Consider the following 15,178-nt stretch of genomic DNA (forward strand, 5'->3'; position numbering starts at 1 on the left):
ATAAGCTTATTATAATACAAACCCGCATGCTTTTTAAGGATAAATTTATACCAATCACCAAAATTCTTTGTCACTTTAACGGCAGAAAAGATAATTATTCGTCTTCTTCGGTCATTATTCGTATTTGATCGTAACTGTAGCCTCTGCTCATCAGATTACGGGTAACACGCTGCTTCAGTTCTCGGCCCGTATAACCTTTGTTTTCCTGCATTCTGCGGTATTTTTCATAAAAGCGTCTGAGCTCGGTCATCTGTTTTTCTAGAAGTGCCTCGGTCTCTTCCTCGGTCAGGTTTTCAGTTTCATCCTCTGGCAGTCTAGCCTCAATCACCTCGCGGATTACCTCACCCGGAAATCCCTTTCTCTGCAAAAAGGTATAGATCTTACCTTTGCGTTTCCTGTAGCTTTCCCGGCTGTACTGACGAGCCGCTTTTTCAAACTGTTTCTCACAGCATATCCGTTCCTGGTCTGGCGTGTAAAGCTCGTCCATAACGGCAATCAGTTCCTGAGGAATCCCCCTTTTTTTCAGATCATAACGCATTTTTACTCTGCCCCAGAAATTGAAATGAATATTGTTATAGCAGTAATTCTTTACATAAGCGGTGTCGTTAATAAAGGCATATTGTACAAGCTTTGCCATAACCTCTGCAACCACACGCTCACTGTACTCCTTTTTTTCCAGATAGTCGACCATTTCCTTTTCAGTCCGATTTTTAAAAGAAATGTAATTCAGACTCTGGTCATAGGCTTTCTGAACGGTCTTAGGGTCACTCATAGGATTTCCTTTCCACTAAAAAACTGCCGGCTGATCCCGGCAGTTTTATTTTAACAAATTTTAAACATAAGCGCCAGACGAAACAGGAATATAATCCTGAATAAGCTGGGCAACACCGCCAATCTTCACTTCAAAATGAAGATGGTTGGCTGTTGAAGAGCCAGTAGAACCGGTTCCTCCAATATATTCACCCTGGCCAACAGTCTGGCCAACACTGACATCAATGCTGCTGAGGTGGCCGTACAATGTTGAGTAGCCGCCTTCATGCTGAATTTCAATGCAGTTTCCATAGCCGCCAAAGCTTGACGCACGCGTTACGGTTCCGGCCGCTGATGCATAAACCGGGGTGCCATAGCTGTTCAAAATATCCACAGCGCAGCCATTGGAGTGATTGCTTGATCCGCCGCCCGGGCGTCCTATTTCACCTACAAGGCCACTGGTCGGGATCAGAAACTGTCCGCTGCCGCTGATGGAGCCTCTGGATACAGGCGCAGCTGCCGCTTCCTTTGTTCCTACACGCTTAACTGCCTTAACTGGTTCCTTGGTAGTGTTTTCTGATTTAACTTCCTTACCGACCTCCTGGCCGTTTTCATAGGTAAAAACAGCATCAACATCCTTCTGGCCGTTTTCCCCCTTCTGTACTTCTTCCACTTCGCCAGTCATCAGCTCATCGGCAGGCTGTTCCTCTGTCTCAAAGGGGATTTCTTCTTGATACTGCTTTTCGACAACGGTAACCACTGTCAGTACCGGTGCTTTCTGAGTTGTATTCAGAACGTCGCCTTCCTTTAAAGTATTCAGATCTTTATCAGCATTCATGGCTGCCAGACGGTCAACGGTTGTTCCACGATTGGCTGCGATAAGATTTCCATCGGTTTCTCCCGGCTGAACGGTGGTTTGAGCTGTAATCTCATTTCCCTCTTTCAGATATGACATGGTAGCGTCATAATTCCTGGCGTCAGGCACTTCCACATTTTGTTCATCAATGGTAACATTCTGCTTAAGTTCTGAGCTCAAAACTGTCGCACCCTCTACCTGGGAATACTGCTGTTTGAAATCATTCAATGCCCTTTCTGCCGTCTCTTTGGAGTCGGTCTGAATGGCTGGCTTTCCATCAATCATGATGGCAGCCCCCTTGAGCTTAACGTCAACTCCGGCATTGTAAATGGTTTCGGCACACTGACCCACATCAAGCTTCTCTCCCATTGTGCGGGCAGGCTTAAGCTTGATATCATCCGCTATAATAACATTCTCATTGCCATATTCTTTGGAGAGCTTTTGCTGCAGCTCTCCAAGAGCATTGTCAAAGGTACTCTGATCCTTGACATATCCAATGCTCTGCCCGTTATATAACACCTCGTAAGCTGTTGTCTGGGCATGGGCAATTCCCGTACCGGCACAGACCAGAAAGGCTGTTACCACAATGGCAGATGCTCTGGCAGTGAAAACCCGCTTTCCAATTTTATCATTAAATTTGTCCAGCTTTGCGTTAATCTTTTCTTCAACAGAACTCAGCTTGTCTCTGAATTTTGAGGTTTTCATTTTTTACTTTCTCCTTAATTAGCGCTAAAACATGTTGTTAGTTGAATTTTAACATAAACGTAAACTTTTCTCAAGATTTTTGTAACTTTTTTGTTACAAAAAAGATGAATCTTTAAGATTTTTTGTTTTTTAGTCCCATCACGCAACTGCTTATGCTATAATAGAATACCAAATACAATTTACTATTGAGGTGAACAAAATATGACAACTGAAAGCTCTGATAATATAAATCGTTTAATTCCGTCTGATATCTTTAACACGCTTTCCTTTTACCGTCCCGTTCTGGAGCACCCAATCCTCAAGGATTTTCTGGTTCTTTCAAGAGCCTATGAATCTGGTTTAAGGGGCGCCGAATACCGGAGGGAATATCTGGATACTTACTATCATTTGAAATCTCTGATGCTGGGTTACTCCTTTAATAAAAGCGAGGATACCAATTACGCCAAAACTCCCTGGAAGGATTTTCTGATCACCCAGATCGTCGGAAATGAGAATCCTCTGACGCTTCTGTTCGAAAGAGGGCCAGTCACTAAGCAGCACCCTTTTGCCAAAAGTATGTACCATGAATTTGAAATTTTCATGAAGCTCTATCATTTTGACTGGGATGCCTTTTTAAAGGAAACAAATCTTGACGACACCAATATTTTTTCTGCCCATATCTTTTTCCCGGTTCCGCCCTGTGATGAAATCGACCTGGCCTTTTCGACCGAGGACATCGACAAAGCCTTCAACGCCACCAACGAATACATCAACCATCACGGTCTTGGAATTTTTGAAATTAACGTCAGCTTTAAAATTGTAGCCGGCGGACGCCTTTCCCCTATTACCAACCAAAAATATAAGCCTATGGATTCCCTGGTTGGCTATGATATGCAGAAAAAGGAGCTCATTGCCAATACCGCCTCCTTTATAAACAATTATACTGGTCTGAACGTACTGCTTCAGGGCGATATGGGCACCGGAAAATCCACGATGGTCAAAGCCCTGCTGGATACCTTTAAGGATACCAAGCTCAAAATGGTCGAAATAAAGAAAGACCAACTCGAATATATCCCTTCGGTCATCGAATACGTTAAAAAGCGCCCTTACCCGTTCATACTTTTTATCGACGACCTCTCCTTCGACGAGGACGACGCCGACTATAAAATTTTCAAAAATGTTATGGAGGGCTCTCTCGAGGAAAACCCGCAGAACGTGCTGATTTATGCCACCTCCAACAAACGCCACCTGGTAACTGAAACCATGTCCGAGCGCGATAATGCAGTCCATACAAAAGATGTCATGGAAGAAAAGCTTTCACTTTCCAGCCGTTTCGGCCTGGTGCTCACCTTTGAGGTTCCCAATCAGAAAGGTTATCTCTCAATGGTTTTGGAACTCGCAAAGGAAGCGGGCATCGACATGCCCACCGCAAGAATCGAGTCTCTGGCCATTCAATGGGAACTGCGTCACCTTAACCGCTCCGGGCGTACAGCCGAACAGTTCATAGACTATTTAAAAATCAATTCTTTTACAGAGGACTAACCACTAAAAAAACGCTGAAAGATGCTTTCAGCGGCCTTTTTGCAGATTATCGACGACCGGTAAAATTTACCGGTCGTCTTTTTTCAAAAAAAGAAAAAACATTGACAGCACTGCGCGATCAATGTTATACTAGTGTTTGCGTTCAAATTATTTATCTATATTAATTTTATAATTATATCACATATCGGTCATTTTGTCAATAGGCAAGGAGGATATTTATGAAGAATTTTCAGATTGCACTGCTGAATTCTGGTACTCTGGACATTGCTGAAAAAGAAAATGCCATTCTCAGTACCAATGATGATGCCGCTAAATACGGCCTTTCCCTCACTCCCGACGAAGCCCATGAGCTGATAATGCGCAATATCACCGAGCTTAAAAGCCATGGACGTGTAGAAATTGGCCCGGGTATACTGCCAAAAATTACTCACGCAGTCTGCCATTCCCAAAGTCTCTGGCCTGAAAACTATGCACAAACCCTGGAAGAACTGGTTGAAGCCTTCTATATTATTAAAGAAGACACTCTGGATCGTATTAGTGATGACTGCATCATCGAGCATCTGGCCGATGCTCTGGACCGCGGATTGACAAATGCCGAAGATATCCTGATGGATCGACAAATTAACGCACTTTGCAGAAGCAAATTACACAAACAGGAGATTTAGAATGAAACAAATAGAGCCCGTTAACACACTGAAAGTCAAAAATTTAGACCCTGCCGAGTACACAAAAACACTGTTATACGAGGGTGTGCGCATTGGAATGATTAACAAAAACAATCTTGAGACCTTTCAAAAGCATCTCAGCGCACTGCTTACCCGCCAGATCAGCCATTACACCAAGGGGGGAAGCTCTGTCAAAACAGAAATCGCCGGCGTCCTGACAGATGGCATTTTTTATTGCATCGACACCATCTTATCCCAGTATGAAAATCCCGAAGATGCCATCGATAAACTTCAAACCTCAACCCTTCCCAGCCTTTTTACCGAAGGGCTGACTCAGATCAAACAGGAAATCAACCAGACAAAGCTGCTATACACAAGGCTGAAGGGGAACCGGCTGAAGGTTGATGTCTATGCCTACAACACCACCATTGACGACATGCCTTTATTTTTTAAAGAGTATAACCCAGAATTCAAGGCAACTGAAACTCCTGGAATGCTGGAATACCTTCCCTGCTACTATCAAAAGAACCTTTCCGGTATCCACTATATGAAAGATATTATCAATAACCTCTACCTTGAAAATCACTTTTGTAATCAGTTTGACCAGGACGAAATCTTTACACTATTGAACCGGTTTGCTGCCAATGTCGGATATCCCAGCAGAGACCTTACAGAAAATATTTTTGGTCTAGTGCTCAATAATGCCGTAGCCCGCAAGCTTTTAAACGACGATAATGCGTCAATCCTTCTCACAGAACAGGAAGCCCTGTCGCTGGCTGAACAATTTGAGGGGCAGCCACGCAAAAAATGCAAGGAAGCCGTCAGCCAGGCAATCTCTGCTATCATCGTCGAAAAGGGACTGCGATGGCCCTCACTGAAAACTTATTTAAGCAAATGCCAGGATAAAACCGTCGCCGGATTATACCGCTCCGTCAAACAGGAAACCATCTGCTCTTTTCTGTCTGTCCGTTAGCTTCCGCTCAAATGCCTTTTCTCACCAGATACGGCAAGACCCTCAGGCTGATGCTCAACGATATGAGACCAATAGCGTTTCGGCATATGTGTCATCTGGCATTTTGGATTAAAACGCTGCTTAATGCCGATCGTTTTGTAAAAACGCTGCCACAGCTGTTGGAAAAGAAGCTCCTCTGCATCTGCTTCTGGCAGTGTGAAATCGTCAATGGGCACAAGCATCCACTCATAGGGGTGATAAATAAGCGCTGAGTGGTGAACTTCGTCATAGATCATAAACGTTTCTCCATTATACCGATCGCTGAAATGCTCTGCTAAAAGAGGGAGCACCCAATTCTTAGGTGCAATCACCGAGACAAGGGTTTTATTATATTCCCCAAAACGGATAAAACCGCGAAGGAGATGCGCTTCGTTTTTCAGGTGCTTTACAGCCTTATAGAGCTCATGGACATCCGGGTCGGCCAGACAGTCAATGATGCCGCCGCCCACACGATAACCCTTGCGGATAAAACGGTACATCAGCATTTCCTTTTTAGGATGACAAGTCAAGAATCCACACTTTATAAAATCCGTCACCTCTGGAGACATTTTAATATCAAACGAACGGAAAACCCTATCGGCGTGTCCGCGGTCTGTTTCAATTTCCTTAATGGGATAAAGAAAAAACTGCTCAAAAGTATCAGGCACAATATCGACAGGGGTTTCTTTTTTCATATAGCTTTCAAAAACACAGCATAGAAACCCTTCAAAGGTGCCATCATAAAGATAAACCTGCCTTATTGTGTCAGACATTTTAAAACCTCCCTGTGCAATACAGGCGACTGATCTTTGTCAAAAAAAGACAGCTGCTCATATTTTCGCTCAATTAAATCACGCTGTCCCTGCTCTGAAATCAGTGCTCTCAGCACACCGTCCGGCGTTACCTTAAGCCCTTCAACCATTTTCCCGCTGCACAGAATAAAATACTGTGCCCGTTTCAATACCACGCCGATTTTACGCAGCCCCTCAAAATCCAGCCTGCCCATCCGTCGCGCCTGAATAATACGCATGGTGCTTTTAACCCCGATGCCCGGCACCCTCAGAAGCATTTCTCTGGAGGCAGTGTTCACCTCAATGGGAAACTGATCCAGATGCGCCAGTGCCCAACTGCATTTCGGATCAACCAGAGGGTTAAAATTCGGATGCTCGGCATCCAGCAGCTCGGCTGCGTGGAAGCCATAAAACCGCAGCAGCCAATCTGCCTGATATAGCCGGTGCTCCCGCAAAAGCGGCGGCTTTGTATCAAGAGCTGGCAGCAGCTTATTTTCTGACACAGGCACATAAGCAGAAAAAAACACACGCTTAAGCGAATATTTCTGGTAAAGACCCTCAGTCAAGTTTAGTATTTTGTAGTCCGTGTCCGGGGTTGCTCCGATGATCATCTGTGTGCTCTGGCCGGCTGGAACAAATTTAGGGGTATGACGATATTTGACCACGTCGTAGCTGTTTTCTTCGATTTTGTCTGTAATCATCCCCATAGGTTTAAAAATGGAAGTCTTTGTCTTATCCGGCGCCAGTCTTTTAAGGCCTTCCTCTGACGGAAGCTCAATGTTAATGCTCATCCTGTCTGCCAGATAGCCCAGCTGTGTCAAAAGTCTCGGATCGGCTCCCGGTATGGCTTTTACGTGAATGTACCCATTAAAATTATATTCATCCCCTCTTAAAAGTGCCAGGGTTTCAATCATCCTTTCACAAGTATAGTCAGGGTTTTTGATAACCGATGAGCTGAGAAAAAGTCCTTCGATATAATTTCGCCGGTAAAAACCAATGGTCAGATCTGCCAGCTCTCTGGGAGTAAATGCAGCGCGCTCAACATCCTGAGAAGCTCTGTTCACACAGTACTTGCAGTCATAGACACATACATTCGTCATCAACACCTTCAAAAGTGAAATACAGCGGCCATCTGATGCAAAGCTATGGCAGATGCCGTCCGCCACGGTATTCCCCAAAGCGCCCTTCTTCCCATCCCGTTTTACCCCGCTGGAGGTACAGGCTACGTCAAATTTCGCAGCATCGGTCAGAATTTTCAATTTATCCAACAGTTCCATTTTAAGCCCTCATCTCTTCAAATATCCGTTCTTTCTTTAAAAACAGTATAAAACATTTGATCTCATTAGTCAATCGAAAAAGAACAAATTTTCTATTTATTTCTGATATTTGTTATGCTATAATGAATCATCACGAAAGGAGTGTCCTTATGCGCTTACAACCTCCGGCTTTTCCCGATCCGCTAAAGCCTTATAATGACCTGCTCACTGTTATTTATGAATGTATTGATGCGGAAGAAGATATTGAAAGTTTTGAATTCAGCGATACCAGTCTTGAAGCCTTCCACCAGTCAAAGCTTGAATTTCATCACTGTCAGTTTAAGAACTGCCAGTTTCTGTCTTCTGGCCTGACCCATACTTTTTTTGCTGATGTTATTTTTACGGGCTGTGATCTGTCGAACCTTAACCTCAGTGATTCCACCTTTCACCGCGTTATTTTTAAAAACTGCAAGCTTCTTGGCACAGATTTTAACGCCTGTATTTTGGAAGAATGCCACTTTACAGAATGCCTTGGAAACTTCATGAATTTTTCCACCAGCAAAACCAAACATGTCTTTTTTGAAAACTGTCCTCTGCAAAATGTCAGTTTTCAGGACTGTAAATTGAAAACCACCCAGTTTCAGCAATGTGACCTCTCCGAGGCCGATTTTCTCCATACGCCTTTAAAGGGTATAGATTTCACAAGCAATACTCTGAGCCGGATCACGGTTTCAGGCAGCCAGGAGCTGCGCGGCGTTGTTGTAAATCTTTTTCAAGCCGCTGAGCTTTCAAAACTTTTGGGCGTTGTCATTAAAGAATAAAAAATAAGCTGCCAGCAAAATCCGGCAGCTTATTTCAGCTTTACAGCTCAATGACAATTTTTTTATGCTTAACCTCATAAGCTTCATAGGTGATCCCAACCATATCAAACATTCTTTTGGAGGCAATGACCGCGTCCGTATCCGCATATTTATCTTCCATGTAAATAACCTTTTGGATTCCCGACTGAATAATCGCTTTGGCACATTCATTACAGGGAAAAAGCGTCGCATAAAGGGTCGCTCCCTTCAGGGAACGGCCGCCGTTGTTTAAGATGGCATTAAATTCGGCATGACAGACGTAAAGATACTTTGTTTCAAGAGGGTCACCCTCCCTTTCCCAGGGCATATTGTCATCATGACAGCCTGTGGGCATGCCATTATAGCCCATGGTTAAAATTTTGTTGTCCGGGCTTACAATACAGGCCCCTACCTGCGTCCCAGGATCCTTGCTCCTCTTGGCCGCCAGCAAGGCGATTCCCATGAAATATTCATCCCAGGATAAATAATCTTCTCTTTTCATTCTCTTTCCTCCTCATCCTGTCCTCTATAAATTCGCTTGCACAATACGCAGCCCGTCGGCGTTGCGGCCATGCCCCCAAGGGCTGTTTCCCGCAGCTCTGGCGGCAGCCTTCTTCCAACCTGCAGCATAGCGCTGACGGCCTCGTCAAAGGGAATAAGATTTTCCACGCCGCTCAGCGCGATCTCTGCGCTGATGATGGCATTGGATGCCCCGATAGCGTTCCGCTTCTGGCAGGGCGCTTCCACTAATCCTGCGATGGGGTCACAGACCAGTCCCAGCAAATTTGAAAGGGCGTTGGCGGCTGCGCCCAGACACATCTGCGGTGTACCGCTGAAGAGCTCGGTCAGCGCGCTGGCGGCCATGGCGCTGGCAGCGCCGACCTCGGCCTGGCAGCCGCCCTCTGCTCCGGCTACGGTGGCATTGCGTGAAATAATGTAACCGATGGCCCCGGCGTTGAATAAGGCTTTTTCCATCTCGGCATCGCTGAACTCGTGTTCCTCCTGAATGGCCAAGAGTACGCCGGGCAGTACACCGGAAGATCCGGCGGTGGGGGCTGCAACGATCAGCCCCATGGAGGCGTTGACTTCAAGCACACCCATGGCGTAGGCGATGGCTTTGGCGGTCAGGGGCCCGCTGATGCTTTTACCGGCCAGGCGCCGCGCATTAAGCTTGCGTGCTTCACCGCCAATGAGTCCGCCAACGGAGGTCAGCTCTTTTTCAAGAGCGGTTCTGACTGCGTCTTTCATGATTTCCCAGGCGTGGTGCATCCGGACTTCTGTTTCCTCAGGTGTGTTTTCCAGATCGATGGTTTCTCTTCTGAACATGGCCTCGGAAATCGTGCACTGATGGCGGTGGCAGCTTTTTAACAGGGTACTTCCATTTGTGAAATTCATCGTTTTCCTCCTACAGCTCAATGCGCGTAGCGCTGATAATGTTCCCGGATGCTTCGATGGCGGCAATGACCTCACCTGTGATCTCTTCATCGGTTTCAATGATGGTGTAGGCGATTTCGCCTTTCTTTTCCCGGTAAAGCTTTGTAAAAGCGATGTTGATCTGGCAGTCACTCAGGCAGCGGGTGATGTGGGCCAGCACGCCGGGTTTGTCCCTCTGCTTGACCAGTATGGTGTTATATTCGCCGGAAAGGGCGATCTCGACACCGTTGATTTCCCGGATTACTGCGGCTCCGCCGCCAATGGACTCTCCGACAACAACGGTGGTCTGTCCCTCTGTATCGGTGATGGTAATGGCCACAGTATTGGGATGGATATCTTTTTTCTCGGTATTGGTGATAAAACGGTATTCAAGCCCTGCTTTTCTGGCGTATTCAAAGGAATCCCGGATGCGGTAGTCTTCGGTGCCAAAGCCCAAGATTCCGGCCACCAGCGCTTTATCTGTCCCGTGGCCGCGGTAGGTCCGGGCAAAGGAGCCATAAAGCACAAACTCTGCCTTCCGGATACTTCCCTTAACCATTTTTCGGGCCAGCAGCGCGATTCTCAAGGCTCCCGCGGTATGGGAGCTGGAGGGCCCGATCATATTTGGCCCAATAATGTCAAACACGGTTAATTCTTTCAATTGCTTCCCCTTTATATTTTAGAAGTTCTTTCAAATAAGTTTACTCTTTATTTTAATGGATTCTATACTTTTTATCAAGCCGCAGCTTCTGCGCATTTTTGGAAATCCGAACATTTTGTGCTGGCTCGTCTTCTTTTTGAGTCTTCAGACTGTCCACCGACGTTGCTGGCGAGCTGGTCTGCTCTTTTTCCAGTATATTTTTTATATCCGTCAACAGATCTATCTCCGTCACTGCGTCCTGTTGATCCTGATTCTGCTCTTTACGGCTGAGCTTCCGGATGGCTTTTGTCACTATATAAATAGACAACGCTATGATAAAAAAATCAATGACATTCTGCAAAAAATCCCCGTAGGAGATCACAAGCTCTGGACGGATAATTTTATCCCCCTCAAGAGTTGCCGGGTGCAGCACCAGTCTCAGCGTTTTAAGATCAATACCCGCTGTCAGATAGCCAAAAAAGGGCATGAGAATATCGCTGACCACCGAGGACACGACCCTGTTAAAAGAATTCCCAATGACCACACCGATGGCCAGGCTGAGGATATTCCCCTTAAACGCAAATTTTTTAAAATCATCAAACACAAACCTGCCTCCCTTCACGTTATACTTATTACCCTTTTTCAAAAAATAAAAAAAGAAAGCCTGAGCTTTCCGAGCGAACGTTTAAGCTGTCAGATTTTCTAATGTGGATTTCACATAACATTTTTTTGCAGACTGTCCGCTTGGAAGCGCATTGATTATCGCATCCTCAAAGCCCGCCTGCTTCACCTCATTAAGTGTCAGATTTGTTTCTTCCATGGTCATTTTTAACAGAGCAATGACGGTTTCCTTCTCTGTTTTCATTTTTTCTGCTCTTGCGCAGGCCAGTAAAAACAAAGATCTTCCTTTTCTGTCGATACGGTCTGAATAAGCGTGTCTCGCGAGGGACATTGCTTTCCGCATCATTTCTGTACTGTATAACATGATTTTAGCACTCCTTTCTTTTTATATTTCTATTGTATATATTTACCCAGAAGATATCATTAGAAACATGTTAAAACTTGTGCTCAATCGCATTAAATCAGAAAGGCTTAAGCATTGACAGCCACAGCGTTTCTCCGGTACTGGATAAAGAAAAAAATACCAGCGCCAATTAAGGAAGCCCCCAGCCCAGTGTAAAAGGTACCGAGATAGAGCGGAGGGATTAAATGTGACATTCTTAAGGTTACTCCAAAGGTAATCATAAAAATCATAATCAGATAACTCTTTTTATCAAAAAAACGGTAAAATGGGATCTTCCCGTCTCCGTAATTCATAATACGTGCGCTGTGCTTAACTACCATCTTATGAAACACAAATTTAAAAAACAGACCGAATACCACCACTGAAAACAAAAGCGGGAGCAACGGGCTATGCCAGTTTGCAATCATATCCGGCGTGCCGATCCGCATAATATTAAAGCCTGCGATAAACCAGACAGCGCCAGCCAGTAACAGCAGTTTAAGCTTATCGACTTTTGGAATTATTTTCTTCACTTAATTTATCCTTTCTTTATTCACAATAGAGCACCTGCTCCAGCATCTGGGTTAAAAAGCCGCATTCCTTTTCTCTTTTTCCCATAAGAAGCAGTAAATTGTCAAAAACAAAATCAATCAAGGCCGTTTTTGTGAACTGCTCATTCCAGATGTCCTGTCTTATGGCAGTGTCATTTTCCAGAACCTCCAGCAATCCCTTCTTAATATGTTCAAAATAGCGGGCTTCCTGCTCTTTACCGCCCTGGCCAAGATCCATCCTGGTAATTTCCTCCAGCCAGCTCTCATAAACCTCCTGTACATTACGGTATAGACGCTCGTAGACACCTTTTATAAAAAGGCAAAAATTCTTTTCTTTAAATAAATCATCCCCCATGCCATGAAAGGCTGATCGCCAAAAGTCTTCGATAACGGCAAGCATCAGCTCACTTTTGGTTGGAAAATAATTATATATGGCACCGACCGAGATGCCGCATACAGAGGCAACTCGCCGGATACTGATTTTAGAGAGACTTTCTGTCCGCGCGATTTCCCGGGCAGCTGTCACCAGTGCTTCCCTGGACGTTACGTTTATATTCATTGTTTCCTCCAAAATGAACATCGTTCATATTACTATGTTAAATCTTTTTTGCAGTTTTGTCAATCTTTTAAAATAGAATTATTTTAATTTAAGCTTTTATAAATAATCCGCCTCTTATACAATCTCTGTCAAAATTCACAATCTCTGTTTTAAATTAAATGAATTCTAATTTTCTTTTCTGTTTAACCCTCCCAATGTGGGTATATACAATACGAACAAATTTTAAGGCTGTTTTGACAGAAAGGAGCACTTATAATGAAAAATCTTGACGAATTAAAAGAAAAAACACAGGAAATAAACAATAAAGCCAGCCAGAAAGCAAAGGAAGCGGTCGATAAGGTAAATGAAAGCGTGGAAAAGGCCGCAGATAAAATAAACGAAGCTGCTGAAAATATGGTCGGTAAACTGAACCAAGCTGCCGATAAGGCCAAAGATTCGGTTGAGGAATCCAGAAAAAAGGTTAAGGATAACTCAGAAGATGCCGCTTCCACGGCAAAAGCCAAGGCCGATGAAACCATTGACAAGCTAAAACATAAGACTGATGAGGCTGCCGACACAGCCAAGGAAAAGACGGATGAAGCTACCGACAAACTTAAGCAGCAGCAGGCGCATTAAGTCTGCCGACCGCACATCCTAAACCTCTTAAGCAATATAAAAAGCTACCGCTCAAAACACAGCGATAGCTTTTTTCGCGCAACAGGTATAAAAACAGACTGCCGGACATCAGGAAAACCTGCGACAGCAAAGTAACGTTTTTCTGTCAAGGCTTAATATATGCATAGCCCTCTTCCTGCCTTTGGGCCAGTTCAATGACGCCTGCGGGAACGATGGTAACAAAATCACACAAATCCTCTTTTGAAAGCTGATGAGCATTCAATGCGTTTTGACAGGCCGCAATGCGTACCTGCCCATCTGACAGCTTTTGCAGCCTTTGGTATAACGGCTCTTCGATACAGCGGCGTACCAGCCCGGTAACAGCTTCGCCATTCACCACAATCTCAGCCTCCAGCGTAAGCTCGTTATCCTGAACATACTTAACGGCATTGGCAGCATTGGTGGCCGCCATACCCAACCGGTCTGTATCATCCACATGAAACAGTATTTTCATTTTAAAACACTTCCTTTAATGGTTTTTTCTTATTATACCCGGACCAGCGCTTGTTTACCTGAGCCCAGGCAGGTTTTAATCTTCACTTTGGATTTCTGCTGACGCTTGTTTTTTTCGTTTAACCAAAACAGTGGTGCAGTGCGGGCAGCGTACTGCCTTTTGGGGTATTTCGGTATAGCAGTAAGGACAGGTTTTTGTTTTTTCTTCCTCTTCCTCACTGTCCTTTGTTTTTCTGAGACCCGCCAGCTTATTCATGCCCTTGACCATCAGAAAAATAACAAAAGCCATGATAATGAAATTGATAACTGCTGTTATAAAAGCGCCGTAGCGGATACTGGCATCCCCGATATTGATTGCGAGATTGCTGAAATCAACACCACCAAAAAGGCCGAGAACCGGTGAAATAATATCCCCGGTTAATGAACTGATAATTCCCTGAAAGGCCGCGCCCATAATCACCGCGACAGCCAGTTCCATCACATTGCCTCTGAGCGCAAACTCTTTAAATTCTTTTAGTAAATTTTTCATAAACACAATCCTTCCCTAAGTTGTTTTAATAAATATATCCAACTTACAGAAAAAAGCAACATTTTTATCAACTTTTTAAAACCAGTGGTTCCGCTTAAAATAGATAACCGAGGCAACGATCACTCCGGCGCTCAGGATAATAACCATGGGATAACCGTAGAGGCTTTGATACTCTGGCATATTAAAATTCATACCATACCAGCCGGCAATCAGACTGAGCGGAAAAAAGATGGTAGTGATAACAGTAAACAATTTCATGGTCGTATTGAGGTTTATGTCCACCTCGGCCTGATAAGCCTCACGTATCTGTGCCACATATTCAATAAGTGAGAGCACATTGTTATAAAGGCGGTCCACCTTCCCCGACAAAATCCGCAGCAGCTTTAAAGACTGGTGATCAAAAAGCTTGTTTTCATTCAAATCAATATATTTAAAAACAACACTGACCTGCTCATAATACCTTTTCAGCAGTACCAGCTTCTTTCTGTAGCCGATAATATTGTTCACATAGTTTTTATTTCTCTTGTCATCAATGATCTTTTTCTCAAGAGCCATAACTTTCTCTTCAAATTTATCCAGATAGCTGTTGTCATCCTCCAGAAGTTTATCGAAAAGATGAAACAGCAAACGGCCAAAGCTCACCTCGAGCTTATCGTACGCTGAAATCCGCTTAAGAATTCTGCTGACAAATTTCCTATCCTCACAGACTATAAAAAAAGCATTTTCCCGGATAAACAAATGCATTGTCGGGACATCCAGCTTCATTACCGCCAGATCGACCACAGCAATACAGAGCATATCCAGCCGGTCATAGCTTTCAAAGCGGATCGAGTCATTGGACAGTGTCCGCTTTAGAAGCCCGGAGTGAAGTCCAAATTTATCCCCCAGCGCGCCGGCCGCCTCGTAGGTGTAGACACCAATATATTTCTTATCGGGTTCCAGCGCTGTTTCATCTTCGATAGGGTAAATCCCTGATTTTTCCATCAAATATAACATTTCATC

19 protein-coding genes are annotated in these 15,178 nt (G+C 44.4%); 5 read left to right on the top strand and 14 right to left on the bottom strand.

The window, feature by feature from the left end; all coding sequences use genetic code 11:
* Positions 1 to 94: 94 nt before the first annotated feature.
* Both BUC22_RS02935 and BUC22_RS02940 read right to left on the bottom strand, forming a co-directional pair.
* Complete coding sequence (locus BUC22_RS02935; protein ID WP_013379662.1) at positions 95 to 772, bottom strand: RecX family transcriptional regulator; 678 nt, start codon at positions 770 to 772, stop codon at positions 95 to 97.
* Between the two features lie 60 nt (positions 773 to 832).
* Positions 833 to 2,311 carry a M23 family metallopeptidase gene (locus BUC22_RS02940; RefSeq protein WP_013379661.1) on the bottom strand — a complete coding sequence of 493 codons (1,479 nt, stop codon included), beginning with the start codon at positions 2,309 to 2,311 and terminating at the stop codon, positions 833 to 835.
* A gap of 201 nt (positions 2,312 to 2,512) precedes the next feature.
* Between BUC22_RS02940 and BUC22_RS02945 the strand changes: the two genes are divergently transcribed.
* The 3 genes from BUC22_RS02945 (at position 2,513) to BUC22_RS02955 (ending at position 5,470) form a co-directional block, all read left to right on the top strand.
* The gene (locus BUC22_RS02945) at positions 2,513 to 3,832 is read left to right on the top strand and encodes an ATP-binding protein (protein ID WP_013379660.1); all 1,320 of its coding nucleotides are present in this window, start codon (positions 2,513 to 2,515) and stop codon (positions 3,830 to 3,832) included.
* Positions 3,833 to 4,050: 218 nt separating this feature from the next.
* Complete coding sequence (locus BUC22_RS02950; protein WP_013379659.1) at positions 4,051 to 4,497, top strand: DUF6323 family protein; 447 nt, start codon at positions 4,051 to 4,053, stop codon at positions 4,495 to 4,497.
* A 1-nt stretch (position 4,498) separates the two neighbouring features.
* Positions 4,499 to 5,470, top strand: a complete 972-nt coding sequence (locus BUC22_RS02955) for a DUF6179 domain-containing protein (protein WP_013379658.1) — start codon at positions 4,499 to 4,501, stop codon at positions 5,468 to 5,470.
* On the opposite strand, the gene BUC22_RS02960 is transcribed toward BUC22_RS02955, so the two are convergent.
* Positions 5,467 to 6,261: a TIGR03915 family putative DNA repair protein gene (locus BUC22_RS02960; protein WP_013379657.1), complete on the bottom strand. Its 795-nt coding sequence runs from the start codon at positions 6,259 to 6,261 to the stop codon at positions 5,467 to 5,469. The genes BUC22_RS02955 and BUC22_RS02960 overlap by 4 nt on opposite strands.
* Complete coding sequence (locus BUC22_RS02965; protein WP_013379656.1) at positions 6,246 to 7,556, bottom strand: putative DNA modification/repair radical SAM protein; 1,311 nt, start codon at positions 7,554 to 7,556, stop codon at positions 6,246 to 6,248. The genes BUC22_RS02960 and BUC22_RS02965 overlap by 16 nt, the downstream gene beginning before the upstream one ends.
* A gap of 149 nt (positions 7,557 to 7,705) precedes the next feature.
* Between BUC22_RS02965 and BUC22_RS02970 the strand changes: the two genes are divergently transcribed.
* Positions 7,706 to 8,356 (top strand): pentapeptide repeat-containing protein, encoded by a 651-nt coding sequence (locus BUC22_RS02970; RefSeq protein WP_013379655.1) that lies wholly within the window; start codon positions 7,706 to 7,708, stop codon positions 8,354 to 8,356.
* Positions 8,357 to 8,396: 40 nt separating this feature from the next.
* On the opposite strand, the gene BUC22_RS02975 is transcribed toward BUC22_RS02970, so the two are convergent.
* The 7 genes from BUC22_RS02975 to BUC22_RS03005 form a co-directional block, all read right to left on the bottom strand.
* Positions 8,397 to 8,876, bottom strand: a complete 480-nt coding sequence (locus tag BUC22_RS02975) for a deoxycytidylate deaminase (RefSeq protein ID WP_013379654.1) — start codon at positions 8,874 to 8,876, stop codon at positions 8,397 to 8,399.
* Positions 8,873 to 9,769, bottom strand: coding sequence for an L-serine ammonia-lyase, iron-sulfur-dependent, subunit alpha (sdaAA, locus tag BUC22_RS02980; RefSeq protein ID WP_013379653.1), 897 nt, complete (start codon positions 9,767 to 9,769; stop codon positions 8,873 to 8,875). The genes BUC22_RS02975 and sdaAA overlap by 4 nt, the downstream gene beginning before the upstream one ends.
* A gap of 10 nt (positions 9,770 to 9,779) precedes the next feature.
* Complete coding sequence (gene sdaAB / locus BUC22_RS02985; protein ID WP_013379652.1) at positions 9,780 to 10,448, bottom strand: L-serine ammonia-lyase, iron-sulfur-dependent subunit beta; 669 nt, start codon at positions 10,446 to 10,448, stop codon at positions 9,780 to 9,782.
* A gap of 52 nt (positions 10,449 to 10,500) precedes the next feature.
* On the bottom strand, positions 10,501 to 11,031 hold the full coding sequence (gene mscL / locus BUC22_RS02990) for a large conductance mechanosensitive channel protein MscL (RefSeq protein ID WP_013379651.1): 531 nt from the start codon (positions 11,029 to 11,031) through the stop codon (positions 10,501 to 10,503).
* 81 nt (positions 11,032 to 11,112) lie between these two features.
* Positions 11,113 to 11,412 carry a hypothetical protein gene (locus BUC22_RS02995; protein WP_013379650.1) on the bottom strand — a complete coding sequence of 100 codons (300 nt, stop codon included), beginning with the start codon at positions 11,410 to 11,412 and terminating at the stop codon, positions 11,113 to 11,115.
* Positions 11,413 to 11,519: 107 nt separating this feature from the next.
* Complete coding sequence (locus BUC22_RS03000) at positions 11,520 to 11,963, bottom strand: hypothetical protein (RefSeq protein WP_013379649.1); 444 nt, start codon at positions 11,961 to 11,963, stop codon at positions 11,520 to 11,522.
* Positions 11,964 to 11,979: 16 nt separating this feature from the next.
* Positions 11,980 to 12,540 carry a TetR/AcrR family transcriptional regulator gene (locus BUC22_RS03005; RefSeq protein WP_073382316.1) on the bottom strand — a complete coding sequence of 187 codons (561 nt, stop codon included), beginning with the start codon at positions 12,538 to 12,540 and terminating at the stop codon, positions 11,980 to 11,982.
* A 255-nt stretch (positions 12,541 to 12,795) separates the two neighbouring features.
* On the opposite strand from BUC22_RS03005, the gene BUC22_RS03010 reads away from it, so the two are divergent.
* Positions 12,796 to 13,155, top strand: coding sequence for a hypothetical protein (locus tag BUC22_RS03010; protein WP_013379647.1), 360 nt, complete (start codon positions 12,796 to 12,798; stop codon positions 13,153 to 13,155).
* 145 nt (positions 13,156 to 13,300) lie between these two features.
* Here BUC22_RS03010 and BUC22_RS03015 read toward each other — a convergent pair whose 3' ends face one another.
* The 3 genes from BUC22_RS03015 to BUC22_RS03025 all read right to left on the bottom strand — a co-directional run bounded on the left by BUC22_RS03015 (position 13,301) and on the right by BUC22_RS03025 (position 15,172).
* Complete coding sequence (locus tag BUC22_RS03015) at positions 13,301 to 13,648, bottom strand: DsrE family protein (protein ID WP_013379645.1); 348 nt, start codon at positions 13,646 to 13,648, stop codon at positions 13,301 to 13,303.
* A 75-nt stretch (positions 13,649 to 13,723) separates the two neighbouring features.
* Complete coding sequence (gene mscL, locus BUC22_RS03020) at positions 13,724 to 14,176, bottom strand: large conductance mechanosensitive channel protein MscL (protein WP_013379644.1); 453 nt, start codon at positions 14,174 to 14,176, stop codon at positions 13,724 to 13,726.
* A gap of 75 nt (positions 14,177 to 14,251) precedes the next feature.
* Entirely contained in the window at positions 14,252 to 15,172 is a 921-nt protein-coding gene (locus BUC22_RS03025) for a magnesium transporter CorA family protein (protein ID WP_050814042.1), read from the bottom strand.
* Positions 15,173 to 15,178: the final 6 nt, after the last annotated feature.

This window comes from Eubacterium callanderi (assembly GCF_900142645.1).
Classification (GTDB): domain Bacteria; phylum Bacillota; class Clostridia; order Eubacteriales; family Eubacteriaceae; genus Eubacterium; species Eubacterium callanderi.